The sequence below is a fragment of the Actinoplanes sp. NPDC049548 genome, from assembly GCF_040676695.1.
GTDB lineage: Bacteria > Actinomycetota > Actinomycetes > Mycobacteriales > Micromonosporaceae > Actinoplanes.
The window spans coordinates 1-20,432 of record NZ_JBFAPM010000041.1 but is presented as its reverse complement, the minus strand read 5'-3'; the positions used below and the strand labels follow the sequence as shown (position 1 = coordinate 20,432).

Below are 20,432 nucleotides of genomic sequence, written 5' to 3'. Positions count from 1 at the left end.
ACATCGCGTTCGCGGTGGACGGTGCGCAGCGGATGCAGCGGTTGATCAATGATCTGCTGGCGTTCTCGCGGATCGGCCGGTTGACGTCGGGGTTCGCGGATGTGGATCTGAACCGGGTGCTGGCCGAGGTGAGGTCGCAGCTGGAGCCGCGGGCGGGTGACGACGCGGAGATCTCGTGGGCGGATCTGCCGACGGTGGAGGGTGAGGAGCCGCTGCTGACGACGTTGTTCGTGAACCTGGTCGGCAACTCGCTGAAGTTCCGCCGGCCCGGGGTGCCGCCGGTGGTGACGGTGAGCGCCTCGCAGGAGGGCGAGGAGTGGCTGATCAATGTGCGCGACAACGGGATCGGGATCGAGCCGGAGTTCGCGGACAAGGTTTTCGTGATCTTCCAGCGTCTGCACGGGCGGGACGCGTACGAGGGCACGGGGATCGGGCTGGCGATCGTGAAGAAGATCGTCGAATACCATGGCGGGCGGATCTGGCTGGACCGCGACGTCGCCGAGGGTGCGTCGATGTGGCTGACCCTGCCGGTCGCGCGGATGCCCGGTGACGCCGAGCCGGTCGCCGAGGCGTCGGTCTCCGCGTGAACACCGATGCGCTGGATGAGGTGCTGCGAGCCGCCGTGCGGGTCCGGGTCACCGAGGGGGACGCCGTCCTGGCCGAGGTGGATGATCCGGGAGCGCTTGAGGACCTGCGGCGGGCCCTGGCGGTGCGGGGGACTGCCGGCGGTTCCTGCATGTGTCGCGGCGACCTGGGCCTCGAGTTCCACGACCGGGCCGGTGAGCGGGTCGCCGTGGTGAGCTTCCACCGCCCGTCCGCGGTCCGCTGGGCAGGCTGGGACGAGGACGCGGCGCTGGGCGACGGCTCGCTGCTGCCGCGCTGGCTGGCCGTCCACGGAGTCGAGGAGACGCCGCCGGACTCGGACCGGCAACGGTGGATCGCCGCGGCGCCTGAGGCCGTACGGGACCTGCTGGATCTCGCGGCAGCGGCCGCCGCCGGCAACGGTGTCTTTCCGCAGGGCGTGGTCCGCCTGGTCCGTGCGCGGCTGAGGGAGGCGGTTCCGGATCCCGCCGAGCGGGCCCGGGCGCTTCGGATCTGGTACGCCGCGGGCACGGTGTTCCGGGCGTTGCCGGAACAGCTGATCACGAAGGACTCCCAGGGGAGCCCTTCGTGACCGGGGCGGGGGACGGAACGGGGATCAGCAGCGGATCCAGCTGAAGTTGAAGAGGGTGTCGACGTCGCCCTCGCTCGAGGTCATCGACATGCTGCTGGTGCCGCTCGACGTGCCGGCGTCCACCCTCAGCTCGGTGTTGATGTTCAGGACGCGCTGCTCCGAGCAGGGCACGTAGACGAGGACCGGTGCGACGTCCTCGGTGTGCCAGTAGCCGTTGAGCGGGCCGGTGAAGGTCTCCTCCGTACGGTTGTTGGCCGACGAGCCCTGCCAGTAGTAGTTGGTGCGCTGCAGGCCGGTCGCACCGTTGTTGAGGCGGGCGCGGCCGCGGTAGTCCGCCTCGGCGATCGCGAAGGTCCAACCGGCCGGGACGGTCACGAGGACGCCGATCTGGCAGTTGCGGCGGCGGGCGGTGGGGTCGGCGCTGCCGCCCGCGGCGGCGACGAAGTCGTAGTAGCGGACCCGGAAGCCGGTCTTGTCGGCGTTGGCGACGACCGTGGCGGTGCCGGGCGCGCATCCGGAGCCGTTGGCCGCCACCACCTCGACGTGGATGGCGCCGTCCGGGACGTCAGCCGCGGTGCCGGCGGCCCGGGCGGGGGCGGAGAGGGAGAGCGCGAGAACCGTACCGAGTGCGGCGAGAATGGTACGCCTCGCACCGACGAATCGTTCCGTCATGTTTATCCCCTAGGGTTTGCGTGCTCTTGCGACGACGGGTTTCGCGCGTGCACCATCGCCGATTTTCCTCGTCGGCGAGACCCGGTCGAGGAATCGGTATTGGTCGGGACCATTGCGTCGGCCCAGTGGCGCCTCCGCGTCCCGCGACGAATGTTAGCCATGCGCTACTCCGCGCACAAGCATCGACCGAGATCGATCGCGTGTTGATGTTGCCGGACGCCGTCCGGCAGTCGATGCGCGGAGATTGCCGGAGTATTTCGGGCTATCCGACCGAGCGACTCGCCCGATACACCCGATAGATGGGCGAGTGCTGGTTTTCGCGGAACAGCGGGGTTCCCTTTGGTCCGGCTTTTCATCGGCGGAAACATCTAATTGACGCTTGTCTATGCCAAACATAGCATTGGCCCGCGCGCGCATCGTCGTAACACATCGAAGGGAGTCCCATGCGTAAATTGCTGGTACGCGGGGGTGTGGTCCTTGCCCTGCTCGCGTCGTCACTGATCTCGAGCTCGCCCGCCTCCGCCCGCGGGATCCTGAACGACCCGCCGAGCGACCACATCGTCATCGACCTCGTCGCCATGGCGGGCTCGGGCTGCCGGCCCGGTACCGCGGACGTGGCCGTGTCGCCGGACAACACCGCCTTCACGGCCATCTACAGCGAGTACCTCGCCCAGGCCGGCACGGGCATCCCCTCCACCGAGGGCCGCAAGAACTGCCAGCTCAACGTGCTCGTGCACGTGCCGCAGGGCTTCACCTTCGCGATCGCCAAGGTGGACTACCGCGGGTACGGGCTGCTCCAGAGGGGTGCCACCGCCTCGCAGCGGGCCAACTACTACTTCCAGGGCATGAGCCAGAGCACCTTCACCAACCACCCGATCACCGCGCCGCTCGACGACAACTGGATGGTGAGCGACGAGGTGCCGGTCGCCGCTCTCGTCTGGCACCCGTGCGGCGAGTTGCGCAACCTGAACATCAACACCGAGCTGCGGGTCAGCAAGGGGACGGCTTCCGAGGCCAGCTTCCTGACGATGGACTCCACCGACGGCAGCATCGCGACGACGTACCACTTCGCATGGCGTACCTGCTGACGACCTGAGCACGGCGAGGGCCGCGGACTCCCGGCCGCGGTCCTCGCCGGCGGGTGCCGGCTGCGTAGGCTCGGCACCGGGGAGAGGGGGACCCGGTGGCCGATGCCGACGACGTCCGCCGCCTGGCGCGGGCCCTACCGCACGTCGAGGAGATCGACAGCGCGGGCTTCGACTTCCGGGTGGGCGGCAAGGGGTTCGTCTGGTCGTACCCGGAACGCTCGCCGGGCAAGCCGCGGGTGATCCGTACCGATGTCGCCGTCCTCTTCGTCGGTGACGAGGCCGAGAAGCAGGCCCTGCTCCTGGGCGAACCCGGGCTCTTCTTCACCACCGCGGGTTACGACGGGCTGCCCCTCGTCATGGTCCGCCTCGCCGAGGTGTCGCCGGAGCGGCTGAGTGAGCTCGTGACCGACGCCTGGCGGATGCGTGCGCCCGAAGCGCTGGGCGGCGACCGCCCCAGCCCCGGCTGACCGGATCGCACTTCGCGCCCACGCGACCCCGCCAAGATCGATGCATACTTACGGCCGGTCAGCGGGTCGAAAGGATGCACGGTGGGCGAGGACGTGGCGGTTCAGCAACACACGGGCGGGCCCGTCGGCGGTACGGCGGTGGCCGACCCGGACCTGCGGCAGCTCCTCGCGGGCCTGACCGCGGTGCGTGACGGCGACTTCGGCATCCGGTTGCCGGAGGACGGCGACGGCCTCCTCGGCGAGATCGCCACGGTCTTCAACGGCATGGTGGACCAGCTCTCCCTGTTCACCTCCGAGGTGACCCGCGTGGCGCGGGAGGTGGGCACCGAGGGGCAGCTGGGCGGCCAGGCCGAGGTGCCCGGCGTGTCCGGCACCTGGAAGGACCTCACCGACTCCGTCAACGCGATGGCCGGCAACCTCACCGACCAGGTCCGCGACATCGCCCAGGTGGCCACCGCCGTCGCCCGGGGCGACCTGTCGCAGAAGATCACCGTGGCCGTCCGGGGCGAGATCCTCGAGCTCAAGGACACCATCAACACGATGGTCGACGAGCTCTCCTCGTTCGCCGCGGAGGTCACCCGCGTGGCCCGCGAGGTCGGCAGCGAGGGACGCCTCGGCGGCCAGGCCGAGGTGCCGGGCGTCGCCGGCACCTGGCGCGACCTCACCGACTCCGTCAACTTCATGGCCGGCAACCTGACCAGCCAGGTGCGCAACATCGCCCAGGTGACCACGGCGGTCGCCCGCGGCGACCTGTCGCAGAAGATCACGGTGGACGCCCGGGGCGAGATCCTCGAGCTCAAGAGCACGATCAACACGATGGTCGACCAGCTGTCGTCGTTCGCCGACGAGGTGACCCGCGTGGCCCGCGAGGTCGGCACCGACGGCCGGCTCGGCGGCCAGGCGCAGGTCAGCGGCGTCGCCGGCACCTGGCGCGACCTGACCGACTCGGTGAACTTCATGGCCGGCAACCTGACCGGCCAGGTCCGCAGCATCGCCCAGGTCGCCACCGCGGTGGCCCGCGGTGACCTGTCGCAGAAGATCACCGTTGCGGCGCGCGGCGAGATCCTGGAGCTGAAGAACACCATCAACACGATGGTCGACCAGCTGTCGTCGTTCGCCGACGAGGTGACCCGGGTGGCCCGGGAGGTCGGCACGGAGGGCCGGCTCGGTGGCCAGGCGGACGTCAAGGGCGTCTCCGGCACCTGGAAGGACCTCACCGAGTCGGTGAACATCATGGCCTTCAACCTGACCAACCAGGTGCGGTCCATCGCGCTGGTGGCCACCGCCGTGGCGCAGGGCGACCTCCGCAAGAAGATCACGGTCGAGGCCAAGGGCGAGGTCGCCGTCCTCGCCCAGACCATCAACACGATGGTCGACACGCTCGGCGCCTTCGCCGACGAGGTGACCCGGGTCGCCCGCGAGGTGGGCACCGAGGGCCGCCTCGGCGGTCAGGCACGGGTCCCCAACGTCGCGGGCACCTGGAAGGACCTCACCGACAACGTCAACTCCATGGCGAACAACCTCACCAGCCAGGTTCGCAACATCGCCCAGGTCACCACGGCGGTGGCCCAGGGCGACCTCACCAAGAAGATCGACGTCGACGCCCGCGGCGAGATCCTCGAGCTCAAGACCACCATCAACACGATGGTCGACCAGCTGTCCGCGTTCGCCGCCGAGGTGACCCGGGTCGCCCGGGAGGTCGGCAGCGAGGGCCGCCTCGGCGGCCAGGCGGAGGTCGAAGGCGTCTCCGGCACCTGGAAGCGGCTCACCGAGAACGTCAACGAGCTGGCCGGCAACCTCACCCGCCAGGTACGCGCGATCGCCGAGGTGACCAGTGCGGTGGCCACCGGCGACCTGACCCGGTCCATCACGGTCGACGCCTCGGGTGAGGTGGCGGAGCTCAAGGACAACATCAACTTCATGGTGGAGTCGCTGCGCGAGACCACCCGGGCCAACCAGGAGCAGGACTGGCTCAAGACGAGCCTGGCCCACATCTCCGGCCTCATGCAGGGCCACCGCGACCTAGAGGTGGTCGCCACCCAGGTGATGAACGAGCTCGTCCCCCTGGTCAACGCTCAGCTCGGCACGTTCCTGCTGGTCGACGACGTGTCCGGGGCGGAGCTGCGGGTCGTGGGCAGCTACGGGCACAACGGCGCCGGGCGGCGCTTCGCCCTCGGCGAGTCGCTGGTCGGGCAGGCCGCCCTGGCGAAGCGGCGCATCGTCGTCGACGAGCTGCCCGCCCACTACTTCACCGTGTCCTCGAGCCTCGGCCACGCCACGGCGGTACAGCTGATCGTGCTGCCGATCGTCGTGGAGGACCAGGTGCTCGGCGTCATCGAACTGGCGAGCATGACCCGGTTCACCGACGTGCACCGGGACTTCCTCGACCAGCTCATGGAGACCATCGGCGTCAACGTGAACACGATCGTGGCGAACGCGCGTACCGACGTGCTGCTCACCGAGTCGCAGCGCCTCGCCGCCGAGCTGCAGGCCCGGTCGGAGGAGCTGCAGGCCCGCTCGGAGGAGCTGCAGCGTTCCAACGCCGAGCTGGAGGAGAAGGCCAGCCTGCTGGCCCGCCAGAACCACGACATCGAGACGAAGAACTCGGAGATCGAGCAGGCGCGCCAGGAGCTGGAGACCCGGGCGCAGCAGCTGGCGCTGGCCTCGAAGTACAAGTCCGAGTTCCTCGCCAACATGAGCCACGAGCTGCGTACCCCGCTCAACTCGCTGCTGATCCTGGCCCAGCTGCTCGCCCAGAACCCCACCCGCAACCTCAGCGCCAAGCAGGTCGAGTACGCCAACGTCATCCACTCCGCCGGCACCGACCTGCTGCAGCTCATCAACGACATCCTCGACCTCTCCAAGGTGGAGGCCGGGAAGATGGACATCACGCCGGAAGCCTTCGACCTGCGCATCCTGCTGGACTACGTCGAGCAGACCTTCCGGCCGCTGACCACCTCCCGCGGCCTGGCCTTCGAGGTCTCCACCGCCGCCGACGTGCCCACCGGGCTGTTCACCGACGAGCAGCGGCTGCGGCAGATCCTGCGCAACCTGCTGTCGAACGCGGTCAAGTTCACCGAGGAGGGCGGGGTGCAGCTGCGTATCGAACGCGCCCGCGCCGACGAGCTGTCGCCCCTGCTCGCCGAGCACGACACCGTCGTGGCGTTCCGCGTCGTCGACACCGGCATCGGCATCGCCGAGCAGCAGCTCAGCGCCATCTTCGACGCCTTCCAGCAGGCCGACGGCACCACCAGCCGCCGCTACGGCGGCACCGGGCTGGGCCTGTCCATCAGCCGCGAGATCGCGCACCTGCTCGGCGGCGAGATCAGGGCGCAGAGCACCCTCGGCCACGGCAGCAGCTTCACGCTGTACCTGCCGGCGGAAGCCCCGCTGAGCTACGCCGCCACCCCGGCCACCGCCGACACGGGCACCGGCCGGGAGGAACCCGAGGCCCGGACCACGCCGGACCCGGACAGCGACCGGCGCCTGCTGGTGGTCGAAGGTACGCCGCTCGGCCTGCTGACCCTGCTCGCCCAGGGCGCGGCCACCGCCGTGACGAACACCCACGGCACGGTGGAGGTGGCCACGGCGGTCGACGCCGACGCCGCCATCACCGAGCTGCGGAGCCGCCCGTTCCAGGCGGTGGTCCTCGACCTCGCCATGCCCGACGACACCGGATCGGAGTTCCTCAAGGCACTGCACGACCGCAGCGAGCTGCGCCACCTGCCCGTCCTCGCGTACCAGGGCCGCCAGCTGTCCCCGGGGCAGGAAACGCTGTTGCAGGCGCTGGCCCACACCCGGCCGCTGGAACTGCTCCCGAGCCTCGACGAGCTGCGCGAGCGGATCGCCCTGCACCTGTCCGTGCGTACGGGTCGCGACGTCATCCCCCGGATGCCGGCCCGCGGCCCGGCCCGCGAACCGAGCTTCGCCGCCGACGCCGGCCGCCTCACCGGCAGCAAGGTCCTGGTCGTCGACGACGACGCCCGCAACGTCTTCGCCCTGACCAACATCCTCGAACTGCACGGCATCGAGGTGATCTACGCGGAGAACGGGCGCAAGGGCATCGAGGTCCTGGCCCAGCACGACGACGTCGACCTGATCCTGATGGACGTCATGATGCCGGAGATGGACGGCTACGCGGCCACCGCCGCGATCCGGGCCATGCCCAAGTACGCCCGCCTGCCCATCATCGCCGTCACCGCGAAGGCGATGCACGGCGACCGCGAGAAGAGCCTGAGCTCCGGCGCCAGCGACTACGTGACCAAGCCGGTCGACGCGGAGGACCTGCTGGCCTGCATCGACCGCTGGCTGACCGAACGCGAGACCCGCTGACGAGGGCTCAGGGGGCGTCCTCCGCGTCGGTCCGGACGACGGCCGGCCGGTTGTACGCCGTCAGCGCGGCCTTGCCGGTGGACGCGTCCTGGAAGATCAGTTCCCAGGGGCCGGTGTTGACGTCCATGTCCTTGCCGAAGCCCACAGCGACGACTTGAGCTGGCGGTGCTGGAGCGGGTCCGGGTGATCGTCTGTCTCGGTGCGCTGGCGTGGGATGCGGCGGCGCGGTGGGCCGGTCTGCGCCCGCTCCCGCGCTTCGGTCACGGCCGGGAGGTGCCGATCGGTACGGGCCGCGTGCTGCTCGGCACCTACCACCCCAGCCCGCAGAACACCCGCACCGGGCGGCTCACCGCCGCGATGCTCGACTCGGTCATGAGCCGGGCCGTCGAACTCGCCGACGGGTGAAGCCGTGCGGTGTCATCGACGCTTCTGCATCTATCATCGCCAGAGTGCTACCAGACGGTAACCGGGCGCGGGGGCCCGTGCTCAAGTCCGGACCCGTGCGGCCGATGAGCCACGTGGACCCCGACGGAAGGAACCGCTGATGCGCTGGCCGCGGGGCACTGTGCCGGGCTGGCTGGTGCACACCGGGTTCCTGGGACTGCTGGCGGCGGCCGGTACGGCGTACGCGCTGGCCGGCCCGGAGCTGCGGCCCGTGGTCTACACGCTGGTCACCGTCGTGCCCATCGTGACCTTCCTGGTGGCGCTGGCGAGCGGCCACCTGCCCGACCGCCGGCCCTGGCTCACCGCGGTCGCGGGGCTCGTGCTCCTCACCGCCCAGCAGCTGGTCTGGCCCGACTGGATCGCCGGTCCGCACCTCGGCCGGGCCGAGGGGTCGCTCACCGACCTGTTGCAGTCCCTCGCGCACACCTTGTTTCTCGTCGGCACCGCCGCGGCCCTGCGGCGCCGGGCGAGCGCCGACCCGGGCGGGATCATCGATGCGGCCCTGTTCGGGCTCTGCTCCGGCGGCCCGCTGTGGGAGTGGGCGATCCGGCCCGCCCTGCCGGCCGACGCCTCCCCGGTGGGTCAGGTCATGCTGCTGGGTGACCTGCTCGTGCTCTGTGCCGTCGCGGGCTGCCTGCTGCGGCTGGGCATGATGGGCCGGCCCGGGCGGGGCACGCTCGCGTACCTGGTCCTCACCGCCGTCCTCACCCTGGCCTCCACCGTCACGTCGGCGCTGGCGCCCGGGGGCATCTGGAGCGCCGAGCTGATGCTGGCGGCGTACCTGACCATCGCGGCCGCGCCGGTCCACCCGGACGCTCCGGCCGTGACCGTTCCGCCGCGGGCCGACGGTGTGGCCGCCCGGCAGCGGCTGGGCTGGCTGGCGGCCGCGCTGAGCGCCAACCCGCTCATCGCGGCCGTCCAGGTGGTCCGGGGCGAGGGGTCGTCCAGCCTGCTGCTGCCGGTGGGGACCCTGATGGTCGTACCGTTGGTGCTGTTGCGGATCCGGCTGCTGTCGGCGCAGCGCGACCGGGCGGAGCGGACGCTGGCCTACCACGCCACCCACGACGAGCTGACCGGCCTGTGCAACCGGCGGCACATCGCCGCCGAGATCGACCGCGCCCTGGCCGACCTGGATCGCGGTGAGCTGGACGAGATCACCATCCTGCTGTGCGATCTCGACGGCTTCAAACCCGTCAACGACCGGTACGGCCACCCGGCCGGCGACGCGGTCCTCAAGACGGTCGCCGCGCGCCTCGCCGCGGCGGTCCGGGAGCAGGACCTGGTCGGCCGGCTCGGCGGCGACGAGTTCCTGATCCTGTGCCGCGGCGACGCCGGCGTGGATCCTTCCGAGCTGCGGGACCGGATCGCCGAGGCCGTCCGCGCGCCGATCCCACTGCTGGACACGACGGTGTCGGTGGGGGTGACGACCGGCGTGGCGCAGGCCCGGGCGGGCCTGGGCGCCGACCGGGACCTGCTCATCGGCATCGCCGATGCGGCCATGTACGCCGGCAAGGCGCGCCGGCGGGACGACGTCACCCTGCGCTGAGCAGGGCCTGCACGTTCTCCGGCACCTCCAGGCGGTCGCGGACGACCTTCTGGAGATGGTCGCTGAGGTCCCACAGGTTCGCGTGCATCGCCGCGCTGACGATGCCGTCGCGGATCCAGAAGGCGGCGAAGCCGTTCATGTCCGGGACGTCGTGGAAGACCACCCGGTCCCACGCCGGGCTGTGCCCGGTGAACTCCATGCCGAGGTCGTACTGGTCGGAGAAGAAGTACGGCAGGTGGGTGTACGGCTCGTCGGCGCCGAGCATGTTGGCCGCCGCGGCCGGGCCCTGGTTGAGGGCGTTCGCCCAGTGCTCGACGCGCAGCCGGCTGTCGAACCGCGGGTGCCAGGCACTGGCGATGTCGCCGGCCGCGTACACGTCGGGGTGGCTGGTGCGCAGGTACTCGTCGGTCAGGACCCCGTCGCCGACCGTCAGGCCCGCATCGGCCGCGAGCTCGATCCGCGGTGTCGCCCCGATGCCGACCACGACCAGGTCGGCGGCGATCCGCGTACCGGTGCTGGTGACGACCTCCTCGACCCGCCCGGTGCCGTGCAGGGCCTCGACCCCCTCGCCCAGGCGCAGGACGACGCCGTGCGCGGCGTGCAGGTCGCGGAAGACGCCGCCGACCCTCGGCCCGAGAACCCGCTCCAGCGGCACCGATGCGGGTTCGACGACCGTGACGTCCAGGCCCCGCGTACGCAGCGACGCGGCGACCTCGCAGCCGATCCAGCCCGCCCCGATCACGACCGCGGAGCTCGCCGATGCGGCGGCGGTGGCCAGCGCGTCCGCGTCGGCGACCGTGCGCAGGTAGTGCACGCCGGGCAGGTCGGCTCCCGGCACGGACAGGCGGCGCGGTCGCGAGCCGGTGGCCAGCAGCGCCTTGTCGAACCGTACGGTGGTCCCGTCGGACAGTGCGACGGTGTGCCCGGCGGGGTCGAGGGCCGTGACGGCGGTGGTGGTGAGCAGCTCGATCGAGTGCTGGGCGTAGAAGCCCTCGTCGTGGACGAAGACCGAGTCCTTCGCGGCGTCGCTGGTCAGGTAGCCCTTGGACAGCGGGGGCCGCTCGTACGGCCGCTCGGGTTCCTCGCCGATCAGCACGATCCGGCCGTCGAAGCCGCGCTCGCGGAGGGCCTCGGCTGCCTTGGCGCCGGCGAACCCGGCTCCCACGATGACGTGAGTGGTCATGTCAGCGTCCCACCTGTGCGAGAGCGTAGAACTCGGCGCGGGTCGCCGGGTCCTGGCGGTGCAGGCCGAGGAGCGTGGAGGTCATGGTCTTCGTGCCCGGGGCGCGTACGCCCCGCAGTGACATGCACATGTGCTCGGCCTCGAGGACGACGGCGACGCCCTTGGTCTGCAGGTTGCGCTCGAGGTAGTCGGCGATCTGCCGGGTGAGCCGCTCCTGCACCTGCAGGCCGCGGGCGAAGTGCTCCACGACGCGGGCGAGCTTGGAGAGCCCGACGATCCGGCGTCCGGGGAGGTAGCCGAGGTGCGCGACGCCGTGGAAGGGCAGCAGGTGGTGCTCGCACAGCGACCGGAACGGGATCTCGCGGACGAGGACCAGCTCGTCGTAGCCGTCGTCGTTCGGGAAGGTGGTGAAGGTGAACGGCTCGGGGGTGAGCAGCTCGGCGTACGCGGAGGCGACCCGGCGCGGGGTGTCGAGCAGGTGGTCGGAGTGGATGTCCTGCCCGAGCGCCAGCAGGAGAGCCCGCACGGCCTCGGTCGCCGCGTCGGGGTCGATCGGTGTGGCGCGGACCGGCCGTAGCGCGGTGGTGGTCATGGGGACTCCCTATCTCTAACGGAGAATCAACTCGACGTTAGAGCGCCTCGGGGGATTTCGTCAACACGCTTATCCGTTAGAGTCGGGTGTATGACCGAGAGCTTCGCCGCCGATGTCGCCAGGATCGCCGCGCTGGGTGAACCCGTGCGCCGAGACCTGTACCGCTACGTCGTCGCCCAGGACGAACCGGTCAGCCGCGAGGCCGCCGCGGCCGCCACCGGGGTGGCCCACCACGTCGCCAAGTTCAACCTCGACCGGCTCGTCACCGAAGGGCTGCTCGAGGTCGAGTACGCCCGTCCGGCCGGCCGCGGCGGCCCCGGTGCCGGCCGCCCGGCGAAGCTCTACCGCCGGGCCGGGCGGGACATCTCGGTCAGCCTGCCCGAGCGCCGCTACGACCTGGCCGGTCAGGTGCTGGCCGAGGCGGTCACCGTCGCCACCCGCGACGGCGTACCGGTCGAGGAGGCCCTGAGGGTCGCGGCGCGGACCACGGGCCGGGCGCTCGGCGAGCAGGACGCCGCGGAGGACTTCCTGTCCGTGCTGACCCGCACCGGCTACGAGCCGCGTGCCGCCGACGGCGTGATCGTCCTCGCCAACTGTCCCTTCCACCGGCTCGCCGAGCAGTACACCCAGCTGGTGTGCGGCATGAACCTCGACCTCGTCGACGGTCTGCTGACCGCCGCCGGCCCGGCGGGCGGATGCGCGCGGCTCGATCCGGGCCCGGACCGGTGCTGCGTCATCATCTCGATCGCTTCTCACGTCGATGTAACGCCGGAGATGTAATCCTGCCCCCGGCGCTGGGACATCGATGAGCGTATTCGGGGAGTTCGCGTGGAGGCACACAACCGCTACCAGATTGCCGACGATCTTGCGGCCGGGATCGCCGCCGGACGGTACGCCCCCGGCGAGCTGATGCCGTCCTATCAGCAGGTGGTGCACAAGTACGGGGTGTCGCCGGCCACCGCGCGGCGGGCGTACCAGCTGCTGAGGGAGCGCGGCCTGGTCCGCGGCGTCCGCGGGCGCGGCATCTTCGTCGAGGGCCGGGAGCCGTCGGCGGACGCGGTCTGACGCCGGTGCGCGCCCTCGACGCGGTCCTGATCCTGCCAGCCCTGGCCGTCGCGGCCCTCGGCCACCGGCGGGGCCTGCTGGTCGCCGGCCTCTGCGCGCTCGGCGCCGGCCTCGGCACGCTGCTCGGCTGGGAGGCCGGGCCACTGGTCGCGGGCCGCTTCGCCGGTACGGGCGTACGCCTGGCCGTGTCCCTCACGACGGTCGTCGTGCTCGCCGCCGCCGGACTGGTCCTGAGCCTGGGGCTGGGGGAGCGGCTCAAACGGGCGCTCGTGACCCGCCCGCTGCGACGCCTCGACGCCGCCGGGGGAGCGGTGGCGTCGCTCGTCGCCGTACTCCTGACGGCCGGGCTCGTCGCGGCCTGGACGCTCGACGACCGCGACGCCATCTCCTTCGAGGGGCTCGTCCACACCGCCGCCACCGAGGTGGCCGCACCCGATCCGGCCCTCAGCGGCGCGCCCGCGGTCGCCGTGGCCCGGCCCTCGCTCGTCAAGGTGCGGGCCGCTCCGGGGGCCGCCCACCGGTGCTCACGCGGCGCGGTCGGCTCGGGCTTCGTGTACGCCCCCGAACGCGTCATGACGAACGCCCACGTGGTCGCCGGCGCGGACGACGTCCGGGTGGAGACGCCCGAGGGCCGGCTCGACGCCACGGTGGTCGTGTACGACCCGGACCGGGACCTCGCCGTGCTGTACGTCCCCGGCCTCACCGGGCCCGCGCTGTCCTTCGTGGACAAGCCGCTGCCCGGCGGCGCCGACGCGATCGTGCTCGGCTTCCCCCTCGACGGGCCGTACCAGGCGCAGCCGGCCCGGATCGTCGACCTCGCCCGGGTCGGTGGCCGCGACATCTACGACAGCGGCCCGGTGAACCGCGAGATGTACACGATCCGGGCGCTGGTGCGCAACGGCAACTCCGGCGGGCCGCTGGTCACCCCGGGCGGGCGGGTGCTGGGCGTGGTGTTCGGCGTGTCCGAGGGCCGGCCCGACACGGGCTTCGCGCTGAGCGCCGAGGAAGCCTCCGCGGTGGCCGAGGACGGCACCCGGCGTACCGAAAAGGTCGGCACCGGCGACTGCCGCTGACGGCTGCGGTAGGTTCCTCGCATGCAGCCGATGGTGTCCGCAACGGTACCGGTGAGTTACGTCAAGAACCTGGAGCTCAGCCGGGAGTTCTACGGTCTCTTCGGCTACACGGAGGCCCGCTCCGGCGGTGACGGCTCCGGCCGGTGGTCGTACCTGCAGTGCGGGGACCACACACTGCTGCTGGCCTCGGTCGAGCCGCCGCTGATCCAGGTCGAGCTGCCGCTGCTCCTCTACGTGTACGTCGAGGATCTCGCAGGGGTCCGGGAGCGGTTCGAGAAGGCCGGCCATCCGGCGGAGCTGGTGGGCTACCCGGACCATGCCCCGGGCGGCGAGATGCGTACCCGCGACCCCGACGGCAACGTCGTGCTCTTCGGCCAGCGGGCCGCGGTCAGCGCCGACGCCCGCGCCGAGCCGACCGGCGCGGAGGCCCGCTTCTCGCTCATCCAGCAGGCGGCCCAGGCGGTCAGCCTTCGCGGCGGCGCCCCCGCCACCTGCCAGGTAGGCCTGCCCGACGGCGTCCCGTGCCCGCGGCCGGCGGAGGTGAAGCTCGCCGATCCCTGGGGTGACACCGTCTGGGGCTGCCTGCAGCACACCGAGGAGGCGCTCATCGACGCCCGCAGCGCGTTCATCGCGAGCGAGCACGCGGACGGCCTCGGACCGTGGCTGCGCCGGCGCCGCGGCACGCCGCCGAGCTGAGGCGGCCGCGCGCTTCAGCGGTGCAGATCGTGCCGGCGGTGCACCAGTTTCTCGGTGAGCGCCGCCGGGAGGACGCGGCGCAGGGCGAAGACGACCGGCGCGTTGCTGCCCACCGCGTACAGCGGCCGGGGACGCTGCGCAGCGACGGCCTTGACGATCACGCGGGCGACGCGTTCCGGTGCCACGCCGGCACGCTCGTTGCGGTCCAGGGCTGCCAGCATCGTCGAGAACCCCTCGCGGTGCGGCGAGTCCGGGGCGACGTACTTGGTCCGGCGCTCGCTGATGCCCGTGTTGATGGACCCGGGCTCCACAGTGGTCAGCCACACCCCGAACGGTGAGAGCTCGTGGCGGGCGGCATCGGAGAAGCCCTTGAGCGCCGCCTTCGTCGCGACGTACGAGGATCGGTAGGCCACCGGGAACGACGCGAGCATCGAGCCCACCATCACCACCCTCCCCGAGCCGCGCTGCCGCATGCCGGGCACGGCCAGCTGGGTGAGCCGGACCGGCCCGAGCACATTCACCTGGAACAGCCGGTGCAGGGCGGCCGCGGGAAGCTCCTCCAGCGGACCCGACTGGCTCTCGCCCGCGTTGTTGACCAGCACGTCCACCGTCGCGAGCGGGGCGGCCAGAGCCTCGACGGAGTCGGCCGAGGCGAGATCGAGCGAGAGGTACTCGACGCCGGCCACCCGCTGCTCCGGCGACAGCTTCGCGGGGTGCCGGCTGGTGCCCAGGACGCGGTACCCGCGGGCGACCAGCGCCGCCGCGGTGGCCCGGCCGATGCCCGACGAGGCCCCGGTGACCAGGGCGGTGCGGTTCATCGATGCACCATACCCGGCCCTCAGCCGATGTAGGCGGCCGCGAAGCCGGCGGTCGGCACCCCGAAGACCACCGAGACCAGCGCCAGCTTGGTGATGGTCGGCCGCCGGGTGAGAATCGCGTACGCGCCGAGCAGCACCGGCGCCATCACGAGCTGCGCTGCCATCGTGGACCGTGGCACCACCACGTCGAGCCGCGCGCAGAGCAGGGAGACCGCCAGCGCCGACCCCCACAGTGCGACGCCCACCCGGTACCCCAGGCGCGGCCCGAACCGTACGGCGAACGTGGTGTCCCCGGCGCCCGAGTCCGCCGCCAGGTCCGTCACGGTCGTCGGCACGTACAGGGCGGCCGCGAAGAGCAGCCCGATGAGCCCGAACTGCCACGGGAAGTCCCACGGCGCCCGCGTGATGGACCAGCCCGCGAGCGGTGAGACCACCCCCACGACCACGGCGTTGACGGCGACGTCCCATCCGGGCCGCGTCTTGAGACGCAGCGGCGGCACGCTGTACGCCCATCCGAGCGCCAGCACCCCGCCGACGCCCACCACGAACAACGGCCCCACGAACCACGCGGCGGCGAGAGCAACGACGGCGATCGTCCAGTACCACCGCCGCAACCGCGCGGCCGACACGGCGCCGGTGACCAGCGGCGCTGACGCCTTACGCGGGTTGACGCGGTCACTGCGCAGGTCGTGCAGATCGTTCTGCGCCAGAACCGCGCCCCAGACGAGCGGGCCCAGCACGAGCAGAGCCACCAGGGCACGCGGGGCGTCGGCCGAACCCGGCAGCCAGGCCCGGCCGGCGAGGACCGTACCGAGGTAGGCGGGCACCCACGACACCGGCCAGAACCAAGGCCGGGACACGGCCATCAGCAGCACGGAGGGACGTTCCAGCAGCCGGGTCATGGCCCGATCGTGGCGCCCACCGCCTGTGCGCCCGCTGAGAGCCGGCGGTCCCCCCACCGGGTGAAGCCCGCCGATCCGCGTGTAGCGGCGCCCGGCGAGGGGATCAAACGATCAACGCCCGGCCGGCCGAACCCGCAAACTGGACGACAGCCCGAGGAGAGCATGATGTCTGCCCCCACTCGCCCCACGACCGGCTCCAGCTTCTTCGAGAACGTGCGCGGTACCGACCATCAGCACCTCGCTCCCCGCGGCGAGGAGACCAAGCCGTCCTGGAAGACCACGGAGCTGTTCGTCTACCTCGCGGCGGTCGCCGGCGTCCTCATCGCCTCCCAGACCGTGGGCGACGGCGCCGCGAACAACGGCGCCGACTACTTCGCCGCCGACAAGGCGTGGCTCTACATCACCCTGCTGACGATCGGCTACCTGCTCAGTCGCGGCCTGGCCAAGTCGGGCAGCCACACCCGCGACGCCGACCCCCGTACGCGATAACGGCAGCACCGGGCGCACCGCTCCGCGCAGGAGCGGTGCGCCCGCCGTGTTCCGGCTCGTGCGGTGACCTCTGGCAGACTCGGGCCATGGGGCTGTTCACGCTGGCGGAGGCACGGGCGGAGCTGGCGCGGCTGCGGCCGGTGCTCGACGAGATCGTCACCGTGCGCGCCGACATGGTGGAACTGACCGCGGCGCTGACGCCGGGCGGCGAGCCGACGTCGCTCGGCGGGCTGCCTGAGCGCAAGGCCGCCGAGGCCCGGCTCAACGAGCTGATGACCGAGGTGCAGCAGACCGGTGCCGAGCTCAAGGGCATCGCGCCGCTGCTCGTCGACTTTCCCGGGGAGCTCGACGGCGTGCCCGTGCTGCTGTGCTGGCTGGAGGGCGAGCCGGAGCTCGGCTGGTACCACCGGACCGGGCTGGGCTTCGCCGGCCGCCGGCCGCTTCCCGGGCACGCGTGAAGGCCGGCGCCCCGGGGTGGGGCGCCGGCCGGCTTGGAAAGGTCAGATGAGCCAGCGGTGCTTCTGGACGAAGGGGATCCGGGTCCAGAAGCGGCCGAGGCCCCAGGTGTGCCCGGCGTAGGCGGCCGCGGCGACGATCAGCGCGATCGCGTAGATGAGGTGGTAGTCGACGATCGGGTTGGTGGAGCCGCTGGGCTTTCCGGCGCTGGTCGCCTGGGCGAGCGGGAACTCGGCGAGCCACATCATCGCCATGATGAGGGTCCCGGAGACGGCCGAGACGCGCAGGCCGATGCCGAGGATCATCGCCACGCCGACGCCGAGCATGCCGAGCATGAACAGCCAGTCGGCCCACCAGGTGCCCGCCATGGCGTGGAACATCGACTGGAACGGGCCCACGTCGATCGAGCTCAGGAATCCCTTGGTCGGGGATCCGCCGTTGATCCAGGCCTTCGCGGCCGGGGTGGCGTACCCGAGGCCGAAGGTCTTGTCGAGAAACGCCCAGAGGAAGACGAAACCGGTCGAGATGCGGAGGACGGCAAGGGCCTTCGCCGCGGTCTTGGTGAGCATCGAGCCGGGGATCTCCGCTCGCTCGAGCGGGGTGGCCAGGGAACGCTGGGTGGTTGCTTGGGCGGTCATCGTTGCCTCCGAGGTCCTTTTCTTTGACACCTCAACCATCGGTGATTCCGCGGAGATCCGCCCGGGCCGAACTCACTCATCCCGCGGGACCAAAGTCCCGTCGTCACCAGGCGGCGAACTGGTCGATCAGGCTTTGCGGGGCGTCGTCGCGGAAGCAGATCTCCAGGTTCGCGGCGGCCTCGGCGGCGGCCTTCTCGCTGCGGGGGAACAGCTCCTTCTCGTACGCGCTCAGCGCCGTCTCGACATCCCCGGGGTGTGCGGCGAGTGCCCGCCCCAGCTCGGCACCGTCGAGCATGGCGAGGTTGGCGCCCTCGCCGGCGAACGGTGACATCAGGTGTGCCGCGTCGCCGAGCAGGGTCACGCCGGGGACGCGGTCCCAGCGGTGGCCGGTCGGCAGGGCGTGGATGGCGCGGGGGACCAGGGGTCCGTCCGCGTCGGTGATCAGCGCCTGGAGGGTGGGGTGCCAGTCGGCGAACTCCCGGCGTACGGCCTCGCGGGAGCCGGCCGCGTCGGTGAAGTCGATGCCGCGCAGCCAGTCGGCGCCGGCACGCAGGGCGACGTAGACGTGCAGGCTACCGTCGGTCTCCCGGTGGGCGAGGAAGCCCTTGCCGGGGCCGAGGGCGAAGAGCATGCCGGCGCCCACGACCGCCGCGCCGTCGGGGTGGCGGGTGTCAGCGTCGTGCAGGTCCACTTCCACGAAGGAGACGCCGGCGTAGGCAGGGGTGGCGCCGGAGACCAGCGGGCGGATTCGTGACCAGGCGCCGTCCGCGCCGACCAGGACGTCGGTGACGACCGTGGCGCCGCCGGCGAAGCTGAGCTCGTGCCGGCCGTCGCCGAGCGGCCGGGCGGCGGTGACCTTGGTGCCCCACCGGACCGTGCCGGGCGGCAGCGAGCCGAGCAGCAGGTCGCGCAGGTCGCCGCGGTCGACCTCGGGGCGGTCGCCGTCGTCGTCAGGCTCGTCGACCAGGACGGTGGCGTGCCGGTCGAGGATGCGCATCGCCTGGCCGCCGGGGTGCACGATGTCCCGGAACTGCTCGTACAGGCCTGCGGCGTGCAGGGCGACCTGTCCGTTCTCCTGGTGGATGTCCAGCATGCCGCCCTGCTTACGGGCGGCGGGGGAGGCGTCGAGCTCGTAGACGGCCGACGGGATGCCGTGGACGTGCAGAACGCGGGCGAGCGTCAGGCCGCCGAGGCCCGCGCCGACGATGGCGATGGTCATGGGAGATCCTCTCGGAGGACGAACGTGTTCGTCACGAACACGTTCGAGATGGGTAGCGGAACGGCCTCAGGAGGCGAGGCCGTCGATCAGGGTGAGGAAGCCCCAGCGCAGCCGCTCCTCGCCGGTGCCGGTGAACAGCTCGCCGGAGGCCCAGGCGATGTGCGGATGCTCGTCCGCGGGCGCTCCGTGCAGCGCGCGTTCGAGGGCTTCGTTCTCGGCGTCCGCCGTGGCCGACTCGTCACGCGTGCCGTGCTCGGCGGCGGACGCGGTCGCGTGCTGCAGCAGGATGTCGACACCCCAGGCGGCCTGGCGGACCGTGACCCCGCCGGTGCGCAGCAGCGCCAGGACCGCCTCGACGAGGCGGAGATAGTGGCGGCCCGTCGGCCGCAGGACCAGCAGCGACCGCGCCAGGCTCGGATGACGGAACAGCACTTTCGTGTACGCCGTGAGCAGCCCGACCAGCTCGTCCCGCCACGCGCCGGCGTCCCCCGACGGCGTCAGGTCCAGCTCGGCGAGCAGCTCGTCGAGCAGGGCGCCGTGCAGCTCGGCCATGTTGCTGACGTAGACGTACAGCGAGGCCGGTCCGGTGTCGAGCTCTTGGGCCAGCCGCCGCATGGTGACCCGCTCGAGGCCCTCCTCGCGCAGGATCCGCAGGGCGACCGTGACGATGCCCTCCCGGCTCAGGGCGGGCTTTGCCGGGCGCTCACGGCGGCTGACGGGTACGCGGCGGACGGTCATAACACGATCGTAACGAACGCGTTCGTTCTCCGCCTCAGGCACGGCCTGTGGCGGTCGTCTCAGCCAGATCGAGCACGTACGACTCGCCCTCGCGGCGGAACCCCAGCCGGTCGTAGTAGGGGGCGAGCATCCCCGGCGGCGAGACCACCATCCGGCAGCCCCGATCGGTGAACAACTGGCTGCGCCGGTACACGAACTCGCCCGGGGTGAAGTCGCGATACCGCTGGGTGACGTAGTCGAGCTCCACCCGCGCGATCCCGTCCTCGCCGCCGCGGAACAGCACGACCCCCACGATCTCGTCGCCGTTCACGACGAGGAACGCGGCTCGGTCGTCCGCCGGGGCGTCCCAGCGGAACCGCGGGTTGAACTTCGCGATGTCCTCGCGATGCCGGCGCAGGATGTACTCGAGGATCTCGTCGTCGCGAACCTCGACGACCTGGTACGCCTTCTCGTCGTGCCGGGTGGCGAGCATCCGCACGAGGTACCAGACGTTGATCACCGCCAGGACGACGTTGAGGCCCACCATCGGCCACACGCCGAGCGCCGCATTGAAGCCGATGAGCACCACGCAACCCACGAGGTTGAGCGCGCGCAGGCGCAGCAGCCGGCTCTGCAGCAGGGACCACACGAGCAGGGCGGAGCCGATCCAGCCGATCACGTCGAGCCACGTCATCCGGCCAGCGTAGGGGTGGTGTCCGGACGCCGTGGCGGCAACCCTCGATCGGCCGTCGCGGGCAAGTCGGAGGCCCGCTGGTCGCGGGGGGGGGGGGGCCGCCCCCCCCCCCCGTGCCCGCGGGGGGGGGCAGCCCCCACGACGGGGCATTCTAAGATGTTAGCCCC

The 20,432-nt window shown here is 71.7% G+C and carries 22 protein-coding genes and 1 pseudogene; 13 read left to right on the top strand and 10 right to left on the bottom strand.

The features are described 5' to 3' along the window. Positions 1-587 (top strand): ATP-binding protein (locus tag AB0J80_RS37785; protein ID WP_364714569.1); only part of this gene is annotated, 587 nt, incomplete at its 5' end. Beyond that, the gene (locus AB0J80_RS37780) at positions 584-1,174 is read left to right on the top strand and encodes a hypothetical protein (RefSeq protein WP_364714567.1); all 591 of its coding nucleotides are present in this window, start codon (positions 584-586) and stop codon (positions 1,172-1,174) included. The genes AB0J80_RS37785 and AB0J80_RS37780, both read left to right, overlap by 4 nt. A gap of 24 nt (positions 1,175-1,198) precedes the next feature. On the opposite strand, the gene AB0J80_RS37775 is transcribed toward AB0J80_RS37780, so the two are convergent. Further along, positions 1,199-1,846 (bottom strand): DUF4360 domain-containing protein, encoded by a 648-nt coding sequence (locus AB0J80_RS37775; RefSeq protein WP_364714566.1) that lies wholly within the window; start codon positions 1,844-1,846, stop codon positions 1,199-1,201. 443 nt (positions 1,847-2,289) lie between these two features. Here AB0J80_RS37775 and AB0J80_RS37770 point away from each other — a divergent pair, with 443 nt between their 5' ends. The 3 genes from AB0J80_RS37770 to AB0J80_RS37760 all read left to right on the top strand — a co-directional run bounded on the left by AB0J80_RS37770 (position 2,290) and on the right by AB0J80_RS37760 (position 7,733). Next, the gene (locus tag AB0J80_RS37770; RefSeq protein WP_364714565.1) at positions 2,290-2,934 is read left to right on the top strand and encodes a DUF4360 domain-containing protein; all 645 of its coding nucleotides are present in this window, start codon (positions 2,290-2,292) and stop codon (positions 2,932-2,934) included. A 95-nt stretch (positions 2,935-3,029) separates the two neighbouring features. Further along, positions 3,030-3,401, top strand: a complete 372-nt coding sequence (locus tag AB0J80_RS37765; protein ID WP_364714564.1) for an MmcQ/YjbR family DNA-binding protein — start codon at positions 3,030-3,032, stop codon at positions 3,399-3,401. Positions 3,402-3,482: 81 nt separating this feature from the next. Then, complete coding sequence (locus AB0J80_RS37760; RefSeq protein WP_364714563.1) at positions 3,483-7,733, top strand: HAMP domain-containing protein; 4,251 nt, start codon at positions 3,483-3,485, stop codon at positions 7,731-7,733. 7 nt (positions 7,734-7,740) lie between these two features. On the opposite strand, the pseudogene AB0J80_RS37755 reads toward AB0J80_RS37760, so the two are convergent. Further along, positions 7,741-7,878: pseudogene (locus AB0J80_RS37755) on the bottom strand (hypothetical protein); the annotation flags it as partial. A gap of 20 nt (positions 7,879-7,898) precedes the next feature. On the opposite strand from AB0J80_RS37755, the gene AB0J80_RS37750 reads away from it, so the two are divergent. Both AB0J80_RS37750 and AB0J80_RS37745 read left to right on the top strand, forming a co-directional pair. Continuing rightward, positions 7,899-8,138, top strand: coding sequence for a hypothetical protein (locus tag AB0J80_RS37750; protein ID WP_364714562.1), 240 nt, complete (start codon positions 7,899-7,901; stop codon positions 8,136-8,138). Positions 8,139-8,277: 139 nt separating this feature from the next. Further along, positions 8,278-9,723 carry a GGDEF domain-containing protein gene (locus AB0J80_RS37745; protein ID WP_364714561.1) on the top strand — a complete coding sequence of 482 codons (1,446 nt, stop codon included), beginning with the start codon at positions 8,278-8,280 and terminating at the stop codon, positions 9,721-9,723. Here the strand turns inward: AB0J80_RS37745 and AB0J80_RS37740 are convergent. Together AB0J80_RS37740 and folE are read right to left on the bottom strand one after the other, a co-directional pair. After that, the gene (locus tag AB0J80_RS37740; protein WP_364714560.1) at positions 9,710-10,906 is read right to left on the bottom strand and encodes an FAD-dependent oxidoreductase; all 1,197 of its coding nucleotides are present in this window, start codon (positions 10,904-10,906) and stop codon (positions 9,710-9,712) included. The two genes, AB0J80_RS37745 and AB0J80_RS37740, sit on opposite strands and share 14 nt — an antisense overlap. Position 10,907: 1 nt before the next feature. Then, positions 10,908-11,498 carry a GTP cyclohydrolase I FolE gene (gene folE / locus AB0J80_RS37735; RefSeq protein ID WP_364714559.1) on the bottom strand — a complete coding sequence of 197 codons (591 nt, stop codon included), beginning with the start codon at positions 11,496-11,498 and terminating at the stop codon, positions 10,908-10,910. Between the two features lie 90 nt (positions 11,499-11,588). On the opposite strand from folE, the gene AB0J80_RS37730 reads away from it, so the two are divergent. From AB0J80_RS37730 to AB0J80_RS37715, 4 genes are read left to right on the top strand one after another with little or no spacing between them, the layout of a single operon-like run. Then, positions 11,589-12,278, top strand: coding sequence for a helix-turn-helix domain-containing protein (locus AB0J80_RS37730; protein WP_364714558.1), 690 nt, complete (start codon positions 11,589-11,591; stop codon positions 12,276-12,278). A gap of 48 nt (positions 12,279-12,326) precedes the next feature. Continuing rightward, a complete protein-coding gene (locus AB0J80_RS37725) occupies positions 12,327-12,563 on the top strand; it encodes a winged helix-turn-helix domain-containing protein (protein WP_364714556.1) in 237 nt (78 codons plus the stop codon). A 5-nt stretch (positions 12,564-12,568) separates the two neighbouring features. Continuing rightward, positions 12,569-13,636 carry a MarP family serine protease gene (locus AB0J80_RS37720; RefSeq protein WP_364714554.1) on the top strand — a complete coding sequence of 356 codons (1,068 nt, stop codon included), beginning with the start codon at positions 12,569-12,571 and terminating at the stop codon, positions 13,634-13,636. A gap of 21 nt (positions 13,637-13,657) precedes the next feature. Next, the gene (locus tag AB0J80_RS37715; protein WP_364714552.1) at positions 13,658-14,332 is read left to right on the top strand and encodes a VOC family protein; all 675 of its coding nucleotides are present in this window, start codon (positions 13,658-13,660) and stop codon (positions 14,330-14,332) included. Positions 14,333-14,346: 14 nt separating this feature from the next. Here AB0J80_RS37715 and AB0J80_RS37710 read toward each other — a convergent pair whose 3' ends face one another. Both AB0J80_RS37710 and AB0J80_RS37705 read right to left on the bottom strand, forming a co-directional pair. Next, a complete protein-coding gene (locus tag AB0J80_RS37710; protein ID WP_364714551.1) occupies positions 14,347-15,150 on the bottom strand; it encodes an SDR family oxidoreductase in 804 nt (267 codons plus the stop codon). Positions 15,151-15,170: 20 nt separating this feature from the next. Next, the gene (locus AB0J80_RS37705; RefSeq protein WP_364714549.1) at positions 15,171-16,052 is read right to left on the bottom strand and encodes a UbiA prenyltransferase family protein; all 882 of its coding nucleotides are present in this window, start codon (positions 16,050-16,052) and stop codon (positions 15,171-15,173) included. A gap of 165 nt (positions 16,053-16,217) precedes the next feature. Between AB0J80_RS37705 and AB0J80_RS37700 the strand changes: the two genes are divergently transcribed. Next, positions 16,218-16,541, top strand: coding sequence for a hypothetical protein (locus AB0J80_RS37700; protein WP_364714548.1), 324 nt, complete (start codon positions 16,218-16,220; stop codon positions 16,539-16,541). Between the two features lie 86 nt (positions 16,542-16,627). Continuing rightward, positions 16,628-16,999 (top strand): DUF2203 domain-containing protein, encoded by a 372-nt coding sequence (locus AB0J80_RS37695; protein ID WP_364714547.1) that lies wholly within the window; start codon positions 16,628-16,630, stop codon positions 16,997-16,999. A gap of 42 nt (positions 17,000-17,041) precedes the next feature. Here AB0J80_RS37695 and AB0J80_RS37690 read toward each other — a convergent pair whose 3' ends face one another. From AB0J80_RS37690 to AB0J80_RS37675, 4 genes are all read right to left on the bottom strand, one after another. Next, positions 17,042-17,635, bottom strand: a complete 594-nt coding sequence (locus AB0J80_RS37690; RefSeq protein ID WP_364714545.1) for a hypothetical protein — start codon at positions 17,633-17,635, stop codon at positions 17,042-17,044. A gap of 103 nt (positions 17,636-17,738) precedes the next feature. Then, positions 17,739-18,854, bottom strand: coding sequence for an NAD(P)/FAD-dependent oxidoreductase (locus AB0J80_RS37685; protein WP_364714543.1), 1,116 nt, complete (start codon positions 18,852-18,854; stop codon positions 17,739-17,741). Between the two features lie 66 nt (positions 18,855-18,920). Then, complete coding sequence (locus AB0J80_RS37680) at positions 18,921-19,592, bottom strand: TetR/AcrR family transcriptional regulator (RefSeq protein ID WP_364714542.1); 672 nt, start codon at positions 19,590-19,592, stop codon at positions 18,921-18,923. A 34-nt stretch (positions 19,593-19,626) separates the two neighbouring features. After that, the gene (locus tag AB0J80_RS37675; protein ID WP_364714540.1) at positions 19,627-20,265 is read right to left on the bottom strand and encodes a hypothetical protein; all 639 of its coding nucleotides are present in this window, start codon (positions 20,263-20,265) and stop codon (positions 19,627-19,629) included. Positions 20,266-20,432: the final 167 nt, after the last annotated feature.

Excerpts from the sequence above, each read along its gene's own strand:
- AB0J80_RS37775 (WP_364714566.1), bottom strand. The coding sequence starts at position 1,846 with ATGACGGAACGATTCGTCGGTGCGAGGCGTACCATTCTCGCCGCACTC.
- AB0J80_RS37770 (WP_364714565.1), top strand. The coding sequence starts at position 2,290 with ATGCGTAAATTGCTGGTACGCGGGGGTGTGGTCCTTGCCCTGCTCGCG.
- AB0J80_RS37745 (WP_364714561.1), top strand. The coding sequence starts at position 8,278 with ATGCGCTGGCCGCGGGGCACTGTGCCGGGCTGGCTGGTGCACACCGGG.
- AB0J80_RS37740 (WP_364714560.1), bottom strand. The coding sequence starts at position 10,906 with ATGACCACTCACGTCATCGTGGGAGCCGGGTTCGCCGGCGCCAAGGCA.
- folE (WP_364714559.1), bottom strand. The coding sequence starts at position 11,498 with ATGACCACCACCGCGCTACGGCCGGTCCGCGCCACACCGATCGACCCC.
- AB0J80_RS37730 (WP_364714558.1), top strand. The coding sequence starts at position 11,589 with ATGACCGAGAGCTTCGCCGCCGATGTCGCCAGGATCGCCGCGCTGGGT.
- AB0J80_RS37715 (WP_364714552.1), top strand. The coding sequence starts at position 13,658 with ATGCAGCCGATGGTGTCCGCAACGGTACCGGTGAGTTACGTCAAGAAC.
- AB0J80_RS37710 (WP_364714551.1), bottom strand. The coding sequence starts at position 15,150 with ATGAACCGCACCGCCCTGGTCACCGGGGCCTCGTCGGGCATCGGCCGG.
- AB0J80_RS37705 (WP_364714549.1), bottom strand. The coding sequence starts at position 16,052 with ATGACCCGGCTGCTGGAACGTCCCTCCGTGCTGCTGATGGCCGTGTCC.
- AB0J80_RS37700 (WP_364714548.1), top strand. The coding sequence starts at position 16,218 with ATGTCTGCCCCCACTCGCCCCACGACCGGCTCCAGCTTCTTCGAGAAC.
- AB0J80_RS37695 (WP_364714547.1), top strand. The coding sequence starts at position 16,628 with ATGGGGCTGTTCACGCTGGCGGAGGCACGGGCGGAGCTGGCGCGGCTG.
- AB0J80_RS37690 (WP_364714545.1), bottom strand. The coding sequence starts at position 17,635 with ATGACCGCCCAAGCAACCACCCAGCGTTCCCTGGCCACCCCGCTCGAG.
- AB0J80_RS37685 (WP_364714543.1), bottom strand. The coding sequence starts at position 18,854 with ATGACCATCGCCATCGTCGGCGCGGGCCTCGGCGGCCTGACGCTCGCC.
- AB0J80_RS37680 (WP_364714542.1), bottom strand. The coding sequence starts at position 19,592 with ATGACCGTCCGCCGCGTACCCGTCAGCCGCCGTGAGCGCCCGGCAAAG.
- AB0J80_RS37675 (WP_364714540.1), bottom strand. The coding sequence starts at position 20,265 with ATGACGTGGCTCGACGTGATCGGCTGGATCGGCTCCGCCCTGCTCGTG.